Source organism: Sphingomonas sp. DMC8 (assembly GCF_056314185.1).
Map to the genome: position 1 here is coordinate 13333 of NZ_JBQUYV010000004.1, position 19854 is coordinate 33186.

A 19854-nucleotide genomic window follows, 5' to 3' on the forward strand; every position below is an offset into this window, starting at 1 on the left:
CCGCCGGGGGAACCCCAAGCTTGGTCTGCAGCGGTGAAGCGGGGCCAGGCGTGGCCGGAAAGACCGGCCACGCCGCGCACCTCAGAAGTCCAGCTTTGCCGAAACCGAAACGGTGCGGCCGTTGATCGAGCGCGCCCAGCCGATGCCATTGGCCGGCACTTCGCTCTGGTTCACTTCAAAGAAGCCCATGGTATTGAACAGGTTGCTGGCGTTCAGCATCAGCGTCACGCGATCGACCGGCCGCACCAGTGCAAAGGCGTTGACGACGGTGAAGCCCGGCATCTTCAGCAGATTGCTGTCCTGGGCATAGCTGTCGGTGATGGTCACCACATTGGCGCCGACCGTCACCACGCGCAGGTCGATCTGCGGCGTCGCTTCCAGCGTCCAGGCGGGCTGGTGGCGCGGCTGCTTGCCGGTCAGTGTCGGGTCCAGCTTGTCCTCGGTGATCTTCGCCTTGGTATAGGTCGCGCCGGCGGTGATGCTGAACGGCCCGCGACGGAAGCTGCCTTCCATTTCCAAGCCATAGGCGCGGTAGCGGCGAATGGTCTGGTTGGCCGACCCGTTCAGGACATTATGGTCCTCCGCATGGGCCAGGAACGCCGTGACATTGAGCGTCGCGCCCGATTTGCGGAACTTGAAGCCGCCTTCCAGCTGGCGGACATCGTCATATTTGTCGTCGCCATTGGCCACATCGCCGGTCGTCGTGCTCACCGCCGGGGTGAACAGGATCTTGTCGGCATTGGCCCGCGCACCGCGGCTGTAGCGGGCAAACAGCGAGAAGGGCTCGGCGACGCGATAATTGATGCCGCTCGAATAGCTGAGATAGCCGTAATTATAGTCGACCGGCGCTGGCGCATCGAGCGGCAGATAGGCAACCCGCTTCTCCGGCGCGGAAATCACGCCGTCGCCATTGATGTCATAGCTGATGATGCCGTTGCGGCCACCGCCCAGATCTGCGCCATAGAGCTTGCCGCGCACCCGCCCGCGATCATAGCGCAGGCTGCCGCCGATCGCGAGCTTGCCGATATGGTAGTTTGCCGAGCCATAGGGCGCGACAATGTCGTACGATACATCGAAGATGCGGCGGAATTTGCTGCCGTTGCGGCTGAAGGTGTAATAGCCGCCCAGCGTCTGGGCCACGCCGCCGGCGCTGCGTATATCCACCATCGCCGTGCCGGCATCGCCTGCGACATCGGTGTCGATGCCGGCGTGGAGCCACTGGGTGTAAAGCTTCTGATTGGCCTTGTAGAGGCCGGCGGTAAGCGTCAGGTCGCCGCCGCCCGTCTTGATCACGCGGGTTGCGCGGAAGTCGTTGGTGAAATTGTCGAGCGATCGCGCCCGCGTTTCGGCCATGTAGGAAAAGGCAAGCAGCCCATTGCCGTTGGCATTGGCCGGCACCGGCTGGCCGGCATTGGGGCCGGTTGCATAGGTCGCCACTGCGCCCGTCCCGGCCTGCGAGGCGGCCAGCGCCGCCACGGTATTCACCGCAGAGGGGAAGACGCGCAGGAAGTCACCTGAATTGGCCGAATAGCGGGCCTTGTCGCTGATCGTGAAGCCGGCGACGTCGAACTGGGCCTCGAATCCAACCGACTTGCTGACCGGGTGCATCCCGCGTGCGAGCGGAAAGCGCTGCAGCTTGTTGTCGCCGTCCAGCGTCACCACCGGGCCGATATTGGGCGACAGAGTCGAATCCTTGCGGACGTCGAACCCGGCATAGTTGCTATAGACCGGATTGTCGTTGGTGCCGGTGATGCGGACGAAATAGGGTGCGAAGGTCGGCGAACGGTCGTCGAGCCACTTGCCGCTTACCCGGACATAACCGTTCGAGAATTGCCGGGTGACGTTGAAGCGCAGCTGGCCGCCCTTGTAGCCCGTGAATCCGATGTCGCGCGGGCCTTCGCCCGAACGGTAATAGCCGCCGACATGAAAGCGCCAGCCGCCGCCCAGGCGGTTGCCATAATCGAAATCGACGCGCTTCTCGCCATAATCGAGGCCGGTGCTGAATTGCACCGCGCCGCCCGGCGTGTCGCCGGTCTTGGAAATCAGGTTGATGACGCCGCCGGGTGCATTCGACGAGAAGGTCGATCCCGATCCGCCGCGAATCGATTCGATCGCCGCGACGTTGAAGTCGGCGCGCATATAGACATCGGCAGCAATGTTGAAGAAATCGCCGAATTCCAGGACGGGCAACCCGTCTTCCTGCATCTGCATATATTTGGAACCGCCCGCCGCCAGCGGCAGGCCGCGCACGGTGTAGTTCGCATTGCCCTCGCCGATGCCGCTTTCGACGCGCAGGCCCGGCATGGTGCGCAGCACGTCGCCCAGCGGACGCGGACCCAGTTCCTGAAACTCGCTGGCCTTGAGCGCGCTGGTCGAGGTCGCACTGTCGAGCCGGTCGCGACCCTTGGCTACGCCGGTCGAAAAGACTTCCTTTTCGGGTGCAGGCTGCGCACTGCGTGGCTTGGCGCTCGATGAGTCGCTATCTGCAGACTGTGCCAGCGCAGGCTGCGCAGCGATACCCGCGGTGCAGGCGAGTAAAAGGTACCGGAAGGTCACGAGACAACTCCTGCCGAGACTGGTTTTTATCCAGATTATTATAGATTGCAGGCAGGGGTGGCGGGGTATGGACTATTACTTACGCTGAAGCTGCGCTTGGTGCGTAATAGCTTTCTTCATAATTCAGGATGACCGCTGATTATATTGCGATGCGTCTTCGGCGTGCTTGACTGTGGCGGTTTGTCTGTCAGCCGCGCGTAATCAGGCGGCTTTCGTCGCGCTCGATCACCGGTACTTCCCAGGGGTGGGCTGACAGGATCGCGGCAATGGCGGTATCGGTTGCCGCAGCGCCGGCTTCCGCGGGAATGTGCAGGGTCAGGATCACCGTTGGCGACATCGTCTCGCACGCGGCGCTGCCCAGTGTCGGGCGCGCGTCGGGACCGGGGGTGAACATCTCCCAGCCCGGCGACAGTTCGACGACACCGCGATAGGCGCCGAAATCGCCGACCGGATTGTCGGCGCGGACGATTGCCAGCATCGCCGCCAGCACCGGATCGCCGGCCGGGGCGGGTTCGCCCGCAGCCAGTCGCGCGAGCGTCGATGCGCTGACCGGGCAATGGACGCGCAGCCGCGTTACGCTTCGTTCGCCATGCCCTGCCATATCCGCCCCCAACTTCCCTGGAATCTTGCGTATCGAATTGCGGACAGGATGGGGAAAGACTAGCCCGATGTCGATGACCGCCGCTTTCGCCCTAACTGCCTCCGCGATCGCCATGACGCTGATCGTGGGCGTGCGCTATCTCGCCGCTTCGGCGGGGTTCGCGCTGGCGACGCGGTTGCGCCATCCCGGTCTCTATGCCGGGCTGGACCGCCAGATTCGCATGGAGATCGGCTGGAGCCTGGCCTCGGCGGCGATCTATGGCATTCCCGCCGGAATCGTCGCCTGGGGCTGGCAGAATCTGGGCTGGACACGGATCTACGCCGACATCCATGCCTGGCCGCTCTGGTACTGGCCGCTCTCGGTGCTGCTCTACCTGCTCGCGCACGACACCTGGTTCTACTGGACGCATCGCTGGATGCACATTCCTGCGCTGTTCCGTCGCTATCACGCGGTCCACCATGCCAGCCGCCCGCCGACCGCCTGGGCAGCGATGAGCTTCCATTGGGGCGAGGCGCTGTCCGGCGCACTGGTGATTCCGCTGCTGATCTTCGTAATTCCGATTCATGTCGCCGCACTTGGCTTGGTGCTGACCGTGATGACGGTTATGGGAGTGACCAACCATATGGGCTGGGAAATCTTTCCAGCCTGGGTTTGGCGGGGGCCATTGGGAGCGTGGGTGATTACGGCCAGTCATCACCAGCGCCATCATGAGCGATATGGGTGCAATTATGGGCTTTATTTCCGCTTCTGGGATCGGCTTTGCGGGACCGACCAGGGGCTGGGCAGTTTCGATCGCCGGCCGGTGCGCGGCCGGGGCAGTGTTGCTCACGCTGCTGCCGGGAGCGATGCCGCTCGCCAGCCTGGAGATTGATTTCACCCAGATGCGCTCGGCCAAAGGGCTGCTGCAGATCTGCATCGCGCCGGCGGCCGAGGAATTTCCGGATTGCCGCAAGGGGCGCGGCGCGATCAAGCGCTCGATTCCGGCATCCGAGGGGCGGCTGCGGATCGGCGATCTGGCGCCCGGCGACTATGCGGTGGCGGTGATCCACGACGCCAACGGCAATGGCAAGCTCGACACCTTCATGGGCATTCCCCGCGAAGGCTTCGGCTTCTCGCGCAACCCGACGATCGGCTTCGGCCCGCCGCGCTTCTCGGCGGCGCGGTTCGCGGTGCCGCCGGCGGGCGAGCGACAGGAAGTGCGCATTCGCTACCTGCTCTAGAGGAACTGCCACCGGCGGCCAGCGTTGCCCGGGATATTCCTTTCCCGGAGACCTGAATGTCCTTTGTTCGCACCTGTTTGGCCGGCGCATTTGCGTTCGCGCCGTTGCTTGCCATGCCCGCTTATGCCCAGCAATCTGCCGATGCGCCCGATCTCGATCTCGATCGCGATTCGGTGTCGGTCGGGATCGGCGCGGCGGTGGTGCCCAGCTATGACGGGTCGGACCACAGCGTTGTCACCGGCGTGCCGGCGGTGCGCGGCCATGTCTCCGGCATTAACTTCACGCTGCTCGGCAGCCGCGCGTCGGCGGACCTGATCCCCACATCGGGTGGGCCCGGCTGGGACTTTCAGCTGGGGCCGGTCGCCAATCTCAACCTCAACCGCACTGCCCGGATCGACAATGTGCGCGTGCGCGCGCTGGGGAAGATCAAGGCGGCGGCGGAGCTGGGCGGCTATGTCGGCATCGGCAAGCAGGGGGTGCTCACCAGCGATTATGACAAGCTGAGCGTCAGCGTTTCCTATGTCCATGACGTCGGCACGGTTCACAAAAGCTATATGATCACCCCTGCGATCGAATATGGCACGCCGCTCAGCCGCAAGGCCTATGTCGGCCTCAACCTGTCGGCCGATTATGTCGGCGACGGCTATGCCAACACCTATTTCAGCGTGACGCCTTCGGGCAGCGCTGCCAGCGGCCTGCCGGTCTATCGCGCGGGCAAGGGGTGGAAGGACTGGAGCATTGCCGGCTACACTGCCGTGTCGCTCACCGGCGATCTGACGCGTGGCCTGTCGGCCGTGGCGGGCGTGGGGTATAGCCGGCTGCTCAACGATGCCGCGGAATCGCCGATCGTGCGGATCGCCGGCTCGCGTAACCAGTTCTATGGGGCAGTTGGGCTCGCCTATACCTTCTGAGGCCTATAGCTTCTGAGGATTGCCCCTTCGCCTGCTTGCGCCTACACAGGCGCTTTCCCCGGGGGACCGCTGACACGGCGGTTGAGAGGGGGGCCGCAGCCCCCGACCCGCTGAACCTGATCCGGTTGATACCGGCGTAGGGAGGGAGCGGTCTTTACCCAAGGCTCGTTCTCCCCTGCGCAAGCGCAAGGAATGGACGAACCATGGCCGACATCCCCGCCAAGACCGAAATCGGCGTTACTACCGGCCCGATCCGGGGCAGCCGCAAGATTCATGTCGGCAAGCACCGCGTGGCGATGCGCGAAATCCAGCTCGAGCCGTCCTCGGGCGAGCCGCCGGTGCGCGTCTACGACACGTCCGGCCCCTATACCGACCCGCAAGCGCATATCGACATCATGGCCGGCCTGCCGGCGCTGCGCCGCGACTGGATTCTGGGGCGCGGCGATGTCGAGGCCTATGACGCGCGGCAGGTGAAGCCGGAAGACAATGGCCTGAAGGGGCCGGATCGCTCGGCCGGCGTGCCGCAGTTCCCCAATGTGGTGAAGCGCCCGTTGCGCGCCAAGCCGGGCATGAACGTCTCCCAGATGCACTATGCCAAGCGCGGCATCATCACGCCCGAGATGGAATATGTCGCCGAGCGCGAAAATCTCGGCCGCGAGCGGCTGGCGGAATATGTCCGCGACGGGCAGGACTGGGGCGCCTCGATCCCCGATTACGTGACGCCGGAATTCGTCCGCGACGAAGTGGCGCGGGGCCGGGCGATCATCCCGAACAATATCAACCACCCGGAAAGTGAGCCGATGGCGATCGGCCGCAACTTCCTCGTCAAGATCAACGCCAATATCGGCAATTCGGCGGTCGCCAGCGACGTGGCTGCGGAAGTCGACAAGATGGTCTGGGCGATCCGCTGGGGCGCGGACACGGTGATGGACCTCTCCACCGGCCGCAACATCCACGACACGCGCGAATGGATCCTGCGCAACTCGCCGGTGCCGATCGGCACGGTGCCGATCTATCAGGCGCTGGAAAAGGTCGGCGGCATTGCCGAGGAACTGACCTGGGAAATCTTCCGCGACACGCTGATCGAGCAGGCCGAGCAGGGCGTCGACTATTTCACCATCCATGCCGGTGTCCGGCTGCCCTATATCCCGATGACTGCCAAGCGCGTCACCGGTATCGTCAGCCGCGGCGGCTCGATCATGGCGAAATGGTGCCTCGCGCATCACCGTGAATCGTTCCTCTACGAGCGGTTCGACGAGATCACCGAGATCATGAAGGCGTATGACATCGCCTATTCGCTGGGCGATGGTCTCCGCCCCGGCTCGATCGCCGATGCGAACGATGAGGCGCAGTTCGCCGAGCTCTACACGCTGGGCGAGCTGACCAAGCGCGCCTGGGAGCAGGATGTGCAGGTGATGATCGAAGGCCCCGGCCATGTGCCGATGCACAAGATCAAGCAGAACATGGACAAGCAGCTCGAGGCGTGCGGCGAGGCGCCCTTCTACACGCTCGGGCCGCTGACCACCGACATCGCGCCGGGCTATGACCACATCACCAGCGGCATCGGCGCGGCGATGATCGGCTGGTACGGCACGGCGATGCTCTGCTACGTCACGCCGAAGGAGCATCTGGGCCTGCCCGACCGCGACGACGTGAAGGTCGGCGTCGTCACCTACAAGCTGGCGGCGCATGCGGCGGACCTCGCCAAGGGCCACCCGGCGGCCAAGGTGCGCGACGACGCGCTGAGCCGCGCGCGCTTCGAGTTCCGCTGGCGCGACCAGTTCAACCTGTCGCTCGATCCCGACACCGCCGAGCAGTATCACGACCAGACGCTGCCGGCCGAGGGCGCCAAGACCGCGCATTTCTGCTCGATGTGCGGCCCGAAATTCTGCTCGATGAAGATCACGCAGGAAGTCCGCGACTTCGCCGCAAAGCAGAATGCGTCGGCCGATACCTTCCTGGCGGCGACGCCGGCGGCACCGGCTGAGGCGGAGGCAGGCATGGCGGAGATGAGCAAGGTGTTCCGCGAAACCGGCAGCGAGCTGTATATGGGTGCCGGCGGCCGCGAGCACGATTGAAGATCGACGGCCGGGCGCGCGTGCGCTCGCCCGGCTACCGATAAATCGCCCGGCGATGGCCGACGCGGACGACGAGGATGACCAGGCGCGCATCCTCGATTCGCGCGATTACACGGTAGTCGCCGATCCGCCAGCGCCAATAGCCGCTGTGATCGCCGGTCAGAGGTGCGCCGATCGACCGGGGATCTTCCAAGGTTGCGATCCGCTCCTCCAGAGTGCGGAGTATGCGTCCGGCTTCTTGCCTGCCGAGCTTGCGCAATTCCTTTGCCGCCTCCGGCGCGAACTCAATCGTCCAGGCCAAGCTCGGCCTTCAGGTCCGCAAGCGGGATCGCGTCTTCGGAACGGAAGTCCTTCATCCGCTCCTCGGCGAGGTAAAAGTCCTCAAGGTCGTCGAGATGGGCGAGAATCGCTTCTCGGGCGTAGAAGGTTTTGGTCCGCCCCGTCCGCGCCGCCAGCGCTTCCAGTCGCTTTTCCGTATCTGCGTCGATCCGCACCGCGAGCATGGCAATCTCCTTGCTATACAAATATAGCAGGAGTAGGCTTGAGACTCAATAATGATAGCGGCAGCTCAGCACTTCCAGCGCCTGCGCCTCGCCTGAACCGCTGACCCGATACACCAGCCGGTGCTCGCCGCTGATCCGGCGCGACCACCAGCCGGAGAGATTGCGCCGCAGCGGCTCCGGCTTCCCGGTGCCGGTAAACGGATGGCGTCGGCATTCCTCGATCAACGCGTTGATGCGCTCCGCGATCTTCGGGTCTTCGCGCTGCCAATCGACATACTCCGCCCAGGCATCGCGGTCGAATGCTACCTTCACGGCTGGATCAGCTCGTGCTCCTCGCCTTCACCGGCATCGAACCGTGCGATCCGCTCCATCAGCCGCCGCGCATTTTCCGGCGAGGACAGCAGGTGCATCGTCTCCAGCATGCCTTCCCATTCGCTTTCGGAGACCAGCACCACGCCTTCCCCCTTGGGGCGGACGATCTGAATCGGCGCCTTGTCGGCGACGACACGGTCGAGCACGGCCTTAAGATTGGCGCGGGTTTCCGAGACGGTCAGGGTCTGCATGGCGAATCTTGTACGTCATTTTGTACAAAATTTCAATCTCACCCAATCGCCGGCAACGCCCAGTCGATCGGCTTCTGGCCGATACTTTCCAGAAACGCGTTGGCCTTGCTGAAATGCCGGCAGCCGAAGAACCCCGAATGCGCCGATAGCGGCGAGGGGTGGGGGGCCTTCAGCACCAGATGCCGGCCGCCCTTGTCGATCGAGTCGACGAACGCCGCCTTTTTCTGCGCATGGCTGCCCCACAGCAGGAACACCACCGGCTCGGCGCGGGCGTTGACCAGCCGGATGACCGCGTCGGTAAACCGCTCCCAGCCGCGGCCCTGGTGCGCCGCCGCGCGGCCCATCTCCACCGTCAGCACGGCGTTGAGCAACAGCACGCCCTGTTCCGCCCAATGCTCCAGAAAGCCGTGCTGCGCGCGCGGAATGCCGAGGTCCGCCTCCATTTCCTTGTAGATATTGACGAGGCTCGGGGGCACGCGCACGCCGGGGCGGACCGAGAAGCACAGGCCATGCGCCTGGCCCTCGCCGTGATAGGGATCTTGCCCCAGGATCACGACGCGCACCTGCTCCAAGGGCGTCAGGTCGAGCGCGCGGAACCATTCGCTGCCCGCCGGGAAGATGCGCTTCCCCGCCGCCTTTTCGGCGCGCAGATAGTCGCGAAGCGCCGCCATATAGGGCTGGGCGAATTCCTGTTCGAGCGGTGCGAGCCAGCTCGGGTGCAGCTTGATCGTCGACATCGCCTCTGCTCTCCGGTGCGTCGTCGCGCCTGTCAATCGTGCCCGATTCTGCGCAGCGTCTCGGGATCGCGCGCGCCGCCATAGAAGGCGTCGAGACAGGCGGCGAAGACGCTGTCGGCATCGTCCGCTGCCGCTTCGAACAGCGTCATCGACGAGCGGAGCTTGATGGCGTCGATTGCGCCCAAAATCTCGTCGGCCGAACGCCGGCCCGCATGCTCGAGCATGGCGGCGGTGGTTTCCTGCAGCCGTGGTCCCAGCAGCGGGTGGCGGAGATAGGCCCGCGCCTCGCCGAGGTCGGCGATCGCGTAATGCTGCGACATCGCGCTGTGACCGAGCCCGGCAATCTGCGGAAAGACATACCAGATCCAGTGGCTCGTCTTGCGGCCGCGCTGCAGTGCCGCGAGCGCCCGGGCAAAATCGCGGTCCTGCGCTTCAACGAACCGGTCGAGCGAGGGCATGTGCGACTCTCCTTGCGTCAGGCCCGGACGACGGTGACCAGATAGTTGAGCGCTTCCTGCTCGCTCACCACGAAGCCGCGCGCGGGCGACAGGCTCAGCCCCTTGCGGTCGATCACCTTCAGTCCCGCCTCGCTCAGCAGCGCTTCCAGCTCCTCGGGCGTCAGGAAACGGCTCCAGTCGTGCGTGCCCTTGGGGATCGCGCCGGTGCCTTCGGCCAGCGTGATCATCGCGAGGCGCGACAGCGGCGTGCGGTTGGGGGTCGACAGGATCATCAGCCCGCCCTCGGCCAGCGCGCCGGCGAGGCCGCGCACGAACGCCGCCGGGTCGCTGACATGCTCGATCACTTCCATCGAGGTGACCAGGTCGAACTGCCGTCCGGACAGATCCTCGATACCCCCGGCGACATAGTCGATCGCCAGCCCCGACTGCGCGGCATGGGCGGCGGCCGCGCCGATATTTTCGGGTGCGGCGTCGAGCCCCGTCACCGCTGCCCCCAGCCGCGCCAGCGGTTCGCAGAGCAGTCCGGCGCCGCAGCCGACATCGATCGCGGTCTTGCCGGCCAGCGGCGTGAAACCGCTCGAGTCGCCGCCCCAATGCGCGTCCACGGCAGCGCGGATATACCCCAGCCGCGCAGGATTCAGTCTGTGCAGCATGGCGGAGGAGCCCTTCGGATTCCACCAATCGGCCGCCAGACGACCGAAATGTTCAGCTTCACGGGGGTCAATCGTAGCTTTTGTTGCGTTCGGCATCCGCCGCTCCTATCAGGCTCGCCCATCTCTCCCAAGGGCAGGAAACAAGCAACCAGCCATGGCGCGTATCGTAATGAAGTTCGGCGGCACTTCGATGGCCGGTATCGAGCGTATCCGCAGCGTTGCCGCGCGCGTCAAACGCGAATGGGAAGCGGGCAATCAGGTCGCCGTGGTCGTCTCGGCGATGGCGGGTGAGACCGACCGGCTGGTCGGTTTCTGCCGCGAGGCCAGCTCGCTCTATGATCCCAAGGAATATGACGTCGTCGTCTCCGCCGGCGAACAGATTACCAGCGGCCTGCTGGCGATCGCGCTGCAGGCGATCGGCGTGCCGGCGCGTTCGTGGCTCGGCTGGCAGTTGCCGATCGATACCTCGGATGCCTTCGCCAAGGCACGGATCGGCGAGATCGGCACCGATGCGCTGCTCGCCAGCATGAATGCGGGCGAAGTCGCGGTGGTGCCGGGCTTTCAGGGCGTGCACGAAGGCCGGGTGACGACGCTCGGCCGCGGCGGCTCGGACACTTCGGCGGTGGCCGTCGCGGCGGCGGTGAAGGCCGATCGCTGCGACATCTACACCGATGTCGACGGGGTCTATACCACCGATCCGCGCATCGTGCCCCGCGCGCGCAAGCTGAAGCGCGTGACCTATGAGGAAATGCTCGAACTCGCCAGCGTCGGCGCCAAGGTGCTTCAGACCCGCTCGGTCGGCCTGGCGATGAAGGAAGGGGTTCGGGTGCAGGTGCTGTCGTCGTTCACAGGCGACGATGCGCCGATGGCAGATACATTGCCCGGGACGATGATCGTGGGCGAAGAGGAGATTCAGGACGTGGAACGCCAGCTCATCACCGGCATCGCGCACGACAAGAACGAGGCCAAGATCACCCTTACCGCGGTGCCGGACAAGCCCGGCGCGGTGGCATCGATCTTCACCCCGCTTGCCGATGCCAGCATCAATGTCGACATGATCATCCAGAACATCGCGCACCAGAGCGCCGGCAGCACCAGTGCGACCGACGTGACCTTCACGGTGCCGGCGGCCGATCTGGCCCGCTCGCTGGAGATCCTGGCGCAGGCGAAGGACTCGATCGGCTTCCGCGACATCAGCCACGACACCCGCATTGCCAAGGTCTCGGTGGTCGGCGTCGGCATGCGCAGCCATGCCGGCGTGGCGGCGACGATGTTCCAGACGCTGGGCGCGCGCGGCATCAACATCCAGGCGATCACCACGTCGGAGATCAAGGTCTCGGTGCTGATCGAAGAGGATTACACCGAACTCGCGGTGCGCGTGCTGCACACCGCCTATGGCCTCGACGCGGACGACGTCGCCGCCTGATCGACGGGTGCCGGCGGGACGCGAGCCTCTTGCTTCGGCGCCACTGCCGGGGCTAGGCGGGCGCCCATGAACGCATCTTCCTCGATCGGCGCCGAGCGCCTGGCCCGCCGCATGGCGCGCGGTTGCGAATTTCTGGGCAGCGAAGTCGCCATTCTGGGTGGCGCGATGTCCTGGGTGTCCGAGCGCAACCTGGTCGCCGCGATTTCGAACGCGGGCGGTTTCGGCGTCATCGCCTGCGGCGCGATGAGCCCGGAACTGCTCGACGCCGAAATCGCGGCGACCAAGGCGCTGACGAGCAAGCCGTTCGGCGTCAACCTCATCACCATGCACCCGCAGCTGTTCGAGCTGATCGAGGTGTGCGGGCGTCACGGCGTCGGCCATGTCGTGCTGGCGGGCGGCCTGCCGCCGGCGGGGTCGCTCGATGCCATCAAGGGGCATGGCGCCAAGCTCATCTGCTTCGCCCCTGCGCTCAGCCTCGCCAAGAAGCTGATCCGCTCGGGCGTCGACGCGCTGGTCGTGGAGGGCATGGAGGCCGGCGGCCATATCGGCCCGGTCTCGACCAGCGTGCTGGCGCAGGAAATCCTGCCCGAAGTGGCGAGCCAGGTGCCCGTGTTCGTCGCCGGCGGCATCGGCCGCGGCGAGGCGATTGCCGGCTATCTCGACATGGGTGCGGCCGGCGTCCAGCTCGGCACGCGTTTCGCCGCTGCGACCGAGAGCATCGCCCATCCCAATTTCAAGAAGGCGTTCATCCGCGCCTCCGCCCGCGACGCCATCGCCAGCGTCCAGATCGACCCGCGCCTGCCGGTGATTCCGGTGCGTGCGCTCAAAAATGCCGGCGCCGAAGCCTTCACCGCCAAGCAGCGCGAAGTCGCGCAGGCGCTCGATGAAGGCACGATCGCCATGGCCGAGGCGCAGCTCCAGATCGAGCATTACTGGGCCGGCGCGCTTCGCCGCGCGGTGATTGAAGGCGATGTCGAGCATGGCAGCGTGATGGCCGGCCAGTCGGTCGGCATGGTGACGAAGGAAGAGCCGGTCGCGACGATCATCGAAACCCTGATGGCGGAAGCCGCGCACGCGCTGGAGAAGCGCGCGGCGTGAGTCCTCACCCTCCCGATTGCGGGAGGGCGATGGTGTTTGATTCCCGGAGGAGGCGAGCCGACGCGCGGACGCTCTCTGCCCCGCTATCCCCAGGCGGAATAGAAGCGTAGAACTATCCGCTGGAGGACTCGGGGATGCCGAACAATAGGGTCACGCGCCTGCGCGCGGCGCCTTTAATCCTGGCACTGTCGATTTCGGGGGTCGGCACGACGGCTGCGATGGCGCAGCCCGGCGGTGTGGATCGCTCGGTAACGGTCCAGGAAATCGAGCAGCATATCGCCGATACCTATGTCAACCAAGCGATGCGCCCTACGATCCTCGCCCGCCTTGAGCAGGCCAGGCTCAGGCATCGGTACGACGTTGCCGACCCCGATATGTTTGTCACCCGGATCAATGAGGATCTGGAGGCAGTGTCGCATGACGGGCATCTGTATCTGGCGAACGATCGCGACCAATATGTCGCCATGATTGCGCCGCCCGAACGCGGCGACGGCTTGGAACAATATCGCCGCGCGCTCGCCATCCGGGATCACAGCGGGATCACGAATCTGGCGATTCTTCCGGGCAATATCCGATACATGAAGCTCGAGCACTTTCAATGGATTCCGGGGATTACCCCCACGGCTTATGACGATGCGGCGCGGTTCCTGCGTGACGGTGATGCGATCATCATCGACCTTCGCAGCAATGGCGGGGGTAACAGCGATGCTGCGGATTATTTTGCGAAATCCTTCGTGGCGCCGGACCCGGAACGTCCGAGCGCGCCGGCATCCCGCAACCGCGATCCTGCATGGAAGGGCAAGCCGCTTTATCTTTTGGTCGACGCGGGGGTGGCATCTGCCGCCGAGGCCGTCGCCTATAACGCCCAGCAGGAGAAAACGGCAATTATCGTTGGAACGACGACCTATGGCGCGGCCAATAACAACAAGAAATTTCCTGTCGCGCCGCAATTCGTGCTGAGCGTGTCTTATAACCGGCCGGTCAATCCGATCAGCGGCACCAACTGGGAAGGTGTTGGTGTACGGCCGGACATTGCAGTTGCGGGAGACAAGGCGCTGGAGGCGGCGCAGGTCGCGGCGCTCGACCATCTTGCATCCGTACCGGGCGTAACCGGCGAAGCGCTGGCCGACTATCGCTGGGCCAGGGTCGCCGTCGACGCGCGTCTTCATCCGGTTACGATCTCCCGCCCGGCTGGCCGCCCTTGCCGGAACCTTCGGTACGATCGAAATCAGGTCTTCGGTCGAAGGGCTCCGCTTCTACCGGAGCGATCGACCCAAACGGCCGCAAGGGGGCGTCATGCGGCCGCTGGACGACAAGGGCCTGTTCGCGATCGACGGCTATGACGATCTGCGCGCGAAGATCGGCCCAAACGATATCGTGCTCATGCACGGCGCCGAGGCTGCGCGCGAGGTTTTTGCCCGGACGGCAAAGGCGCCCCCGGCGGGCCCAGGAGGATCCTGACTGCGACGAAGGAAGACCAGACGGCGCACGCGCCCGAGAAGCGCGCCGCAAACTTCGTTCCCTTTCCCGTTACGTCCCGCTTGGCGGTGCCACGCACAATCTGATAGCGCTGTCGCATGGCCCTCACCGCAGCCGCCTCCGCCCGGGAAATCCTGACCCGCCTTCACGATCTGATGGCGAAGCGGCTGCCGGCGCAATCGAAGCTCAACGCCGTCGTCAACATCATCGGCGAGGCGCTGCACAGCGAAGTCTGCTCGATCTACCTGCTGCGCGAAGGCGCGCTGGAGCTGTTTGCCACGCGCGGGCTGAAGCAGGAGGCGGTGCACGTCACCAAGCTGGGGCTGGGCGAGGGGCTGGTCGGCACCATCGCCGCCAATGTCGAGACGCTCAACCTCGACGAGGCGACCAGCCACCCCGCCTTCGTCCATAATCCGGAAACGGGGGAAGAGAGCTTCCACAGCTTTGCCGGCGTACCGATCATCCGGCGCGAACGGGCGGTGGGCGTGCTGGCGGTGCAGCATGTCGAACCGCGCAAATATGCCGATGTCGAGATCGAGGCGCTGCAGACCGTGGCGATGGTGCTCTCCGAGCTGATCGCCAATGCCGAACTGATCGACGCCTCCACGGCCGCCACGACCCGGCTGCACCCGACCACCGCCGGCAACACGCGCGGCTTCCCGCTCGTCGAGGGCATGGCGCAAGGCGTGGCGGTGTTCCACCAGCCGCGCATCGTGATCGAGCACACGGTTGCCGAAGACATCGAGGCCGAGCGCCACCGCGTCTATGCCGCGTTCGACAAGATGCGCGAGCAGATCGACCGCATGGCCAGCCAGGCCGAATTCGGCGGCGGCGGCGAGCATGACGAGATCCTCCAGACCTACAAGATGTTCGCCTATGACGAAGGCTGGAGCCGGCGCATCAACGAGGCGATCGATTCAGGTCTGACGGCCGAGGCGGCGATCGAGCGCGTCCAGCAGCGCACTCGCCAGCGCATGCGCGAAATCGACGATCCGCTGCTGCGCGACCGGATGCACGATCTGGAGGATCTGGCGAACCGGCTGCTGCGCATCGTCTCGGGCCAGCTCGGCACTGCGGCGCAGCTGGGCCTGCGCCAGGATTCGATCCTGATCGCGCGCAACCTCGGCCCGGCCGAGCTGCTCGAATATGACCGGCGCCGGCTGAAGGGCGTGGTGCTGGAAGAAGGATCGCTGACCGCGCACGTCACCATCGTCGCGCGCGCCATGGGTGTGCCGGTCCTGGGCCGGGTGCGCGACGTGCGCCGGCTGGTGGCCGAAGGCGATTTGCTGCTGCTCGATGTCGGTGAGGAAAGCCTGCTGATCCGCCCGACCGTAGCGATGCAGGAAGCGTTCGAGGCGAAGCTGGCGCTCAGCCAGAAGCGCCGTGCCGCCTTTGCCCGGCTGAAGGGCGAAGCCCCGGTAACGAAGGACGGGCACCGGGTGACGGTGATGGTCAATGCCGGACTGCGCGACGACATCGCGGCGCTCGACCTGACCGGTGCCGACGGCATCGGCCTGTTCCGCACCGAATTCCAGTTCCTCGTCTCTGCCACCCTGCCCCAGCGCGAGGCGCAGCGGCGGCTGTACCATGACGTGCTCGACATTGCCGGAGACCGGCCGGTCACGTTCCGCACCGTCGACATCGGCGGCGACAAGGCGCTGCCGTATCTGAACCATGACGAGGATGGTGAAGAGGAAAATCCGGCGATGGGCTGGCGCGCGCTGCGGCTCGCGCTCGATCGCGACGGGCTGATGAAGGCGCAGGCCCGTGCGCTGATCGAGGCGGCGGCGGGCAAGACGCTCAACGTGATGTTCCCGATGGTGTCCGAACCCTGGGAGTTCGAGGAGGCCCGGGCGCTGTTCGAGGCGCAGCGCGCCTGGCTGGCGGCACGCGGGCGCAAGCTGCCGATCGAGATACGCTATGGCGCGATGCTCGAAGTGCCGGCGCTTGCCGAAGTGCTCGACTTGCTGCTGCCGCGGCTCGATTTCCTGTCGATCGGCACCAATGATCTTACGCAGTTCCTGTTTGCCGCCGATCGCGCGCATCCCAAGCTGGCGCTGCGCTATGACTGGCTGAGCCCGGCGATCCTGCGCTTCATTCAGCGCGTCACCATCCAGGCGCGGGCCGCGGGGGTGCCGGTGACGGTGTGCGGTGAAATGGGCGGGCGGCCGCTGGAGGCGATGGCGCTGATCGGTCTTGGGATCGACCGGCTTTCGATCACCCCGGCGGCGGTGGGACCGATCAAGGCGATGGTGCGTTCGCTCGATCGCGGCGCGGTGACGGCGGCGGTCGAGGGGCTGCTCGCCGATCCGCGCGGGCCGCTGCGCGAGGCGCTGGCACGCTGGGCGGCGACACATAACGTCGAACTGGCCTGATCGGGCGGCGGAATGTTTGCAGGGCGGCGTTGACAGGCGACGCCCAACAGGGGACATCCCCGACGAGCAAGGCGGGCGGCACCCAGGCAACCCCGTTCGCCGGAGGACCGAATGGAAGGCGAGACGCCCGAAGATCCCACGCTGTTCCCCGCCCGTCCCGGTGAAAAGCTGCGCGCCGCGCGTGAGGCCCAGAAACTGGACCTCGCCGAAATTGCGGCGCGCACGCGGATACCCCAGCGGCACCTGGAGGCAGTGGAAAGCGGCAGCTATGCGGGCCTGCCTTCCACCACCTATGCCTTGGGCTTTGCCAAGGCCTATGCCCGTACCGTCGGGTTGGACGAAGTCGCGATCGCGCGCGAGGTCCGCGCCGAACTGGGCAGCTATGAGCGGGTCAGCACGCCGGCGCCCGAATATCCGCTCGACGAGCCGGCGCGGGTCGCGCCCCGCGGGCTGATGTGGTTCGGCGTCATCGTCGCCATCCTGATCGTGGCGGGCGTCGGCCTGTGGTACGGCACCGACCTGTTCCGCGACCGCTTCGGCAACAGCGACGGGCTGGTGCAGGCCGAGCCGAGCCCCACGCCCAGCGCGGCGCCGGCGCCCAGCCCGAGCCCTACCGTGCCGACGATCGAGCATGTCACGCTGGTTGCGCTCGATTCCGTGTGGATCCGCGTGACCGACGCCACTGGCAAGAAGCTGTTCGAGAAGGAACTGGCGCAGGGCGAGCGCTATGAAGTGCCCGACGATGCCGATCATCCGCATGTCCGCACCGGCCGGCCGGAAAAGCTGCAGGTGCTGGTGAACGGTTCGGAAGTGCCGCCGCTCGGCACCGGCGAGAAGGCGATCGATGTCGAAGTGAGCGCGGCGGCGCTGCGCAGCCGCGGCCAGCCTGGGCCTGCCGCCGCCGGCACGCCGGCGGCCGCCGACGCCCCGGCTCCGCGCCAGCGCCGGCTGGGCCCGCGCGCGTCCGACAGCATCGATCGCGGCGGCGCGGCCGTGCCCGAGGCTGCCGGCGGCAACAGCAGCAATCCCTGAGGGGCCGTTCGGGATTCGCCGCCATTCTATCGGCGGCAAATGCCAGGCAGACCTACCCGTTTAAGTGCTTAGACGGGCCTGAGGGGTGGCGTTCCGGCGGATCGCTCCGCTATAGCGTCATGTGGGGGATGGATTTTGAACGACACCGGGGTTTCTTGACGATGCGCATCCTTCTTGCAGCGGCGCTGGCAACGGCGGCTTTGGGTTTTCAGGGCGTTGCCCAGGCGCAGTCCCAGGGCGACGGCAATCTCGCCCCGCGCGTTGACCGGCTGGAACGCGAGATGCGCGCCGTGCAGCGCAAGGTGTTCCCGAACGGCGCCGGCCAGCTGGTCGAACCGCAGATCACGCCGCAGCCCGATGCGAGCGCGCCTGGCACGCCGGCCAGTTCGCCGCTGACCGATCTTACCCTGCGCGTCAGCGCGTTGGAGGGGCAGATCCAGACGATCACCGCGCAGGCCGAGCAGAACCAGTATCGCGTTCGCCAGCTTCAGTCGGCGTTCGACGCCTATAAGCTTTCCACCGAGGCGCGGCTGAAGACGCTGGAGGCGCAGTCTGCCGCGAACGCGGCGCCGCCGGCAGATGGTGCCGACGATGCCCCGGTCGGCACCGGGGCGATGCCGGCCGCCGGCAACACCCAGCCCGGCGCTTCAAAGGCCAATCCCGCCCGCGCCGAACGCCTGGCGGCAATACAGCGCCCCAACACCGGCGATGCGGCCGAGGACGGTTATACCTATGGCTTCCGTCTGTGGCAGGCGAAGCTCTATCCGGAAGCCCGCAAGGAACTGGAAGCGGTTGCCACCAAATATCCGAAGCAGCGCCGCGCCAGTTATGCCCGCAACCTGATCGGCCGTAGCTATCTGGAAGAAAATGCCCCCAGCCTCGCGGCCGTCGCCTTCTACGACAATTACAAGAAGGATCCGAACGGCGAGCGGGCGCCCGACAGCCTTTATTACCTCGCGCAGGCGCTGGTGAAGCTGAAGAAGCCGGCGAGCGAAGTCTGCAAGGTCTATGACGAGCTGAACCAGCTCTATGCCGACCAGCTTTCGACCGAAATGCGCGCCGGCGTCGCTCAGGGACGTGCCGACTCCAAGTGCAAGTGAGCCGCTGCTGACCGTCGCGCCCGATGCGCCGGCGGTTGCGCGGTTTTGCGACGATCTTATCGCCCTGACGGGGGTGGCGCCCGACGCTGCGCTTCGGCTGGGGATTGCGGTTTCGGGGGGCGGCGACAGTCTGGCGCTGCTTCTTCTCGCGCATGCTGCCTTTCCTGGCGCGGTGGCCGCCGCGACCGTCGATCACCGGCTGCGGTCCCAAGCGGCGGGGGAGGCGGCATGGGTCGCGTCGCTCTGCAAGCGGCTGGGCGTGCCGCACACGGTTCTGGCGCCGGACGGCGGGCCGCAGGGCAATCTCCAGCAATGGGCGCGCGAGGCCCGCTATGCGCTGCTCGCCGGATGGGCGGCGGGCGCTTCTCCGGCGATCGGCTGGATCGCAACCGCGCATCAGCAGGACGATGTCGCCGAAACCTTTCTGATGCGCGCGCGCCGCGGCGCGGGGGTGGCCGGCCTGGCGGCGATGGCGCCCCGGCGATCGCTTGACGAAGGCACGGTGCTGGTCCGCCCGCTGCTCGGCTGGTCGCGCGGCGACCTCGCGGCGATCGTCGCGGCGGCGGCCATCGATCCCGTCGAGGATCCGTCGAACCAGGCCGATCGCTTCGACCGCGCCCGCATCCGCAACTTGCTGGGCGCGAGCGACGAGCTGCCGGCGGTGCGGCTGGCGGCGGCGGCGCGCAACCTGCGCGATGCGGAAGCGGCGCTCGCCTGGGCGGCGGACCGCGAATGGGCAGCGCGGCACGCTATCGGCGAGCACGGCGTGGTCACGCTCGATGTCTCCGGGCTTCCCTATGAACTGCGGCGCCGGCTGGTGCTGCGCGCGCTGTCCGCGGTGGCCGGACCGGATGCGCTGCCTCCGGCTGCGGCAAGTAACGGACTTGACCGGCTGGTCGCCGCGCTCGACAGTGGCCGCGGGGCGACGCTGGCCGGAGTCGCGGTTCGGCCGGGCAAGCGCTGGCGCTTTCGCCCGGCGCCGCCGCGACGATCACACTGATCGACGTTGTTCCATTGTCATTGGCTTCCCCACGCCTATCTTAGGGCGTGGAAAGGTACTGGGC

The 19854-nt window shown here is 66.2% G+C and carries 21 protein-coding genes and 1 riboswitch; of the genes, 12 read left to right on the top strand and 9 right to left on the bottom strand.

What is annotated here, in order from left to right:
- Positions 1–81: 81 nt before the first annotated feature.
- The gene (locus ACT53K_RS09490; protein ID WP_476228380.1) at positions 82–2556 is read right to left on the bottom strand and encodes a TonB-dependent receptor domain-containing protein; all 2475 of its coding nucleotides are present in this window, start codon (positions 2554–2556) and stop codon (positions 82–84) included.
- A gap of 187 nt (positions 2557–2743) precedes the next feature.
- Positions 2744–3157: a hypothetical protein gene (locus ACT53K_RS09495; RefSeq protein WP_476228381.1), complete on the bottom strand. Its 414-nt coding sequence runs from the start codon at positions 3155–3157 to the stop codon at positions 2744–2746.
- 73 nt (positions 3158–3230) lie between these two features.
- On the opposite strand from ACT53K_RS09495, the gene ACT53K_RS09500 reads away from it, so the two are divergent.
- The 4 genes from ACT53K_RS09500 (at position 3231) to thiC (ending at position 7366) form a co-directional block, all read left to right on the top strand.
- Positions 3231–4028 carry a sterol desaturase family protein gene (locus tag ACT53K_RS09500; RefSeq protein WP_476228735.1) on the top strand — a complete coding sequence of 266 codons (798 nt, stop codon included), beginning with the start codon at positions 3231–3233 and terminating at the stop codon, positions 4026–4028.
- Positions 4003–4377 carry a DUF2141 domain-containing protein gene (locus ACT53K_RS09505; protein ID WP_476228382.1) on the top strand — a complete coding sequence of 125 codons (375 nt, stop codon included), beginning with the start codon at positions 4003–4005 and terminating at the stop codon, positions 4375–4377. The genes ACT53K_RS09500 and ACT53K_RS09505 overlap by 26 nt, the downstream gene beginning before the upstream one ends.
- 56 nt (positions 4378–4433) lie before the next feature.
- A complete protein-coding gene (locus ACT53K_RS09510) occupies positions 4434–5288 on the top strand; it encodes a MipA/OmpV family protein (protein ID WP_476228383.1) in 855 nt (284 codons plus the stop codon).
- Positions 5289–5337: 49 nt separating this feature from the next.
- A riboswitch (TPP riboswitch) is annotated at positions 5338–5448 on the top strand.
- A 43-nt stretch (positions 5449–5491) separates the two neighbouring features.
- The gene (gene thiC, locus ACT53K_RS09515; protein WP_476228384.1) at positions 5492–7366 is read left to right on the top strand and encodes a phosphomethylpyrimidine synthase ThiC; all 1875 of its coding nucleotides are present in this window, start codon (positions 5492–5494) and stop codon (positions 7364–7366) included.
- Between the two features lie 34 nt (positions 7367–7400).
- Here thiC and ACT53K_RS09520 read toward each other — a convergent pair whose 3' ends face one another.
- Genes ACT53K_RS09520 through ubiG form a run of 7 tightly spaced genes read right to left on the bottom strand, consistent with a single transcriptional unit; the run spans position 7401 to position 10376 of the window.
- The gene (locus ACT53K_RS09520) at positions 7401–7667 is read right to left on the bottom strand and encodes a type II toxin-antitoxin system RelE family toxin (RefSeq protein ID WP_476228385.1); all 267 of its coding nucleotides are present in this window, start codon (positions 7665–7667) and stop codon (positions 7401–7403) included.
- On the bottom strand, positions 7651–7869 hold the full coding sequence (gene relB / locus ACT53K_RS09525; protein ID WP_476228386.1) for a type II toxin-antitoxin system RelB family antitoxin: 219 nt from the start codon (positions 7867–7869) through the stop codon (positions 7651–7653). Before relB ends, ACT53K_RS09520 begins: the two co-directional genes overlap by 17 nt.
- A 45-nt stretch (positions 7870–7914) precedes the next feature.
- The gene (locus ACT53K_RS09530) at positions 7915–8181 is read right to left on the bottom strand and encodes a Txe/YoeB family addiction module toxin (RefSeq protein ID WP_476228387.1); all 267 of its coding nucleotides are present in this window, start codon (positions 8179–8181) and stop codon (positions 7915–7917) included.
- The gene (locus ACT53K_RS09535) at positions 8178–8432 is read right to left on the bottom strand and encodes a type II toxin-antitoxin system Phd/YefM family antitoxin (RefSeq protein WP_354310969.1); all 255 of its coding nucleotides are present in this window, start codon (positions 8430–8432) and stop codon (positions 8178–8180) included. Before ACT53K_RS09535 ends, ACT53K_RS09530 begins: the two co-directional genes overlap by 4 nt.
- Before the next feature lie 38 nt (positions 8433–8470).
- The gene (gene ung, locus ACT53K_RS09540) at positions 8471–9169 is read right to left on the bottom strand and encodes a uracil-DNA glycosylase (protein WP_476228388.1); all 699 of its coding nucleotides are present in this window, start codon (positions 9167–9169) and stop codon (positions 8471–8473) included.
- A 32-nt stretch (positions 9170–9201) separates the two neighbouring features.
- A complete protein-coding gene (locus ACT53K_RS09545) occupies positions 9202–9627 on the bottom strand; it encodes a DUF1810 domain-containing protein (protein ID WP_476228389.1) in 426 nt (141 codons plus the stop codon).
- Between the two features lie 17 nt (positions 9628–9644).
- Positions 9645–10376: a bifunctional 2-polyprenyl-6-hydroxyphenol methylase/3-demethylubiquinol 3-O-methyltransferase UbiG gene (gene ubiG / locus ACT53K_RS09550; RefSeq protein WP_476228390.1), complete on the bottom strand. Its 732-nt coding sequence runs from the start codon at positions 10374–10376 to the stop codon at positions 9645–9647.
- A gap of 58 nt (positions 10377–10434) precedes the next feature.
- Between ubiG and ACT53K_RS09555 the strand changes: the two genes are divergently transcribed.
- The 8 genes from ACT53K_RS09555 to tilS all read left to right on the top strand — a co-directional run bounded on the left by ACT53K_RS09555 (position 10435) and on the right by tilS (position 19790).
- Positions 10435–11706 (top strand): aspartate kinase, encoded by a 1272-nt coding sequence (locus tag ACT53K_RS09555; RefSeq protein ID WP_476228391.1) that lies wholly within the window; start codon positions 10435–10437, stop codon positions 11704–11706.
- A gap of 66 nt (positions 11707–11772) precedes the next feature.
- Positions 11773–12804, top strand: coding sequence for an NAD(P)H-dependent flavin oxidoreductase (locus ACT53K_RS09560; protein ID WP_476228392.1), 1032 nt, complete (start codon positions 11773–11775; stop codon positions 12802–12804).
- 218 nt (positions 12805–13022) lie between these two features.
- The gene (locus tag ACT53K_RS09565; protein ID WP_476228393.1) at positions 13023–14147 is read left to right on the top strand and encodes a S41 family peptidase; all 1125 of its coding nucleotides are present in this window, start codon (positions 13023–13025) and stop codon (positions 14145–14147) included.
- The gene (locus tag ACT53K_RS09570) at positions 14101–14265 is read left to right on the top strand and encodes a hypothetical protein (RefSeq protein WP_476228394.1); all 165 of its coding nucleotides are present in this window, start codon (positions 14101–14103) and stop codon (positions 14263–14265) included. The genes ACT53K_RS09565 and ACT53K_RS09570 overlap by 47 nt, the downstream gene beginning before the upstream one ends.
- A gap of 116 nt (positions 14266–14381) precedes the next feature.
- Positions 14382–16658, top strand: a complete 2277-nt coding sequence (ptsP, locus tag ACT53K_RS09575) for a phosphoenolpyruvate--protein phosphotransferase (RefSeq protein WP_476228395.1) — start codon at positions 14382–14384, stop codon at positions 16656–16658.
- Between the two features lie 111 nt (positions 16659–16769).
- Entirely contained in the window at positions 16770–17690 is a 921-nt protein-coding gene (locus tag ACT53K_RS09580) for a helix-turn-helix domain-containing protein (protein WP_476228396.1), read from the top strand.
- 161 nt (positions 17691–17851) lie between these two features.
- Positions 17852–18790 carry a tetratricopeptide repeat protein gene (locus ACT53K_RS09585; protein WP_476228397.1) on the top strand — a complete coding sequence of 313 codons (939 nt, stop codon included), beginning with the start codon at positions 17852–17854 and terminating at the stop codon, positions 18788–18790.
- Positions 18768–19790, top strand: a complete 1023-nt coding sequence (tilS, locus tag ACT53K_RS09590; protein ID WP_476228398.1) for a tRNA lysidine(34) synthetase TilS — start codon at positions 18768–18770, stop codon at positions 19788–19790. Before ACT53K_RS09585 ends, tilS begins: the two co-directional genes overlap by 23 nt.
- Positions 19791–19854 lie beyond the last annotated feature (64 nt).

Bases quoted from the DNA above. Each gene is read 5' to 3' on its own strand.
- ACT53K_RS09570 (WP_476228394.1), top strand. From the start codon at position 14,101: ATGCGGCCGCTGGACGACAAGGGCCTGTTCGCGATCGACGGCTATGAC.
- ACT53K_RS09510 (WP_476228383.1), top strand. From the start codon at position 4,434: ATGTCCTTTGTTCGCACCTGTTTGGCCGGCGCATTTGCGTTCGCGCCG.
- ACT53K_RS09535 (WP_354310969.1), bottom strand. From the start codon at position 8,432: ATGCAGACCCTGACCGTCTCGGAAACCCGCGCCAATCTTAAGGCCGTG.
- ACT53K_RS09555 (WP_476228391.1), top strand. From the start codon at position 10,435: ATGGCGCGTATCGTAATGAAGTTCGGCGGCACTTCGATGGCCGGTATC.
- ptsP (WP_476228395.1), top strand. From the start codon at position 14,382: ATGGCCCTCACCGCAGCCGCCTCCGCCCGGGAAATCCTGACCCGCCTT.
- ACT53K_RS09580 (WP_476228396.1), top strand. From the start codon at position 16,770: ATGGAAGGCGAGACGCCCGAAGATCCCACGCTGTTCCCCGCCCGTCCC.
- ACT53K_RS09500 (WP_476228735.1), top strand. From the start codon at position 3,231: ATGACCGCCGCTTTCGCCCTAACTGCCTCCGCGATCGCCATGACGCTG.
- ACT53K_RS09560 (WP_476228392.1), top strand. From the start codon at position 11,773: ATGAACGCATCTTCCTCGATCGGCGCCGAGCGCCTGGCCCGCCGCATG.
- ACT53K_RS09505 (WP_476228382.1), top strand. From the start codon at position 4,003: ATGCCGCTCGCCAGCCTGGAGATTGATTTCACCCAGATGCGCTCGGCC.
- ACT53K_RS09565 (WP_476228393.1), top strand. From the start codon at position 13,023: ATGGCGCAGCCCGGCGGTGTGGATCGCTCGGTAACGGTCCAGGAAATC.
- relB (WP_476228386.1), bottom strand. From the start codon at position 7,869: ATGCTCGCGGTGCGGATCGACGCAGATACGGAAAAGCGACTGGAAGCG.
- ACT53K_RS09545 (WP_476228389.1), bottom strand. From the start codon at position 9,627: ATGCCCTCGCTCGACCGGTTCGTTGAAGCGCAGGACCGCGATTTTGCC.
- ACT53K_RS09495 (WP_476228381.1), bottom strand. From the start codon at position 3,157: ATGGCAGGGCATGGCGAACGAAGCGTAACGCGGCTGCGCGTCCATTGC.
- ACT53K_RS09585 (WP_476228397.1), top strand. From the start codon at position 17,852: ATGCGCATCCTTCTTGCAGCGGCGCTGGCAACGGCGGCTTTGGGTTTT.
- ung (WP_476228388.1), bottom strand. From the start codon at position 9,169: ATGTCGACGATCAAGCTGCACCCGAGCTGGCTCGCACCGCTCGAACAG.
- thiC (WP_476228384.1), top strand. From the start codon at position 5,492: ATGGCCGACATCCCCGCCAAGACCGAAATCGGCGTTACTACCGGCCCG.
- ubiG (WP_476228390.1), bottom strand. From the start codon at position 10,376: ATGCCGAACGCAACAAAAGCTACGATTGACCCCCGTGAAGCTGAACAT.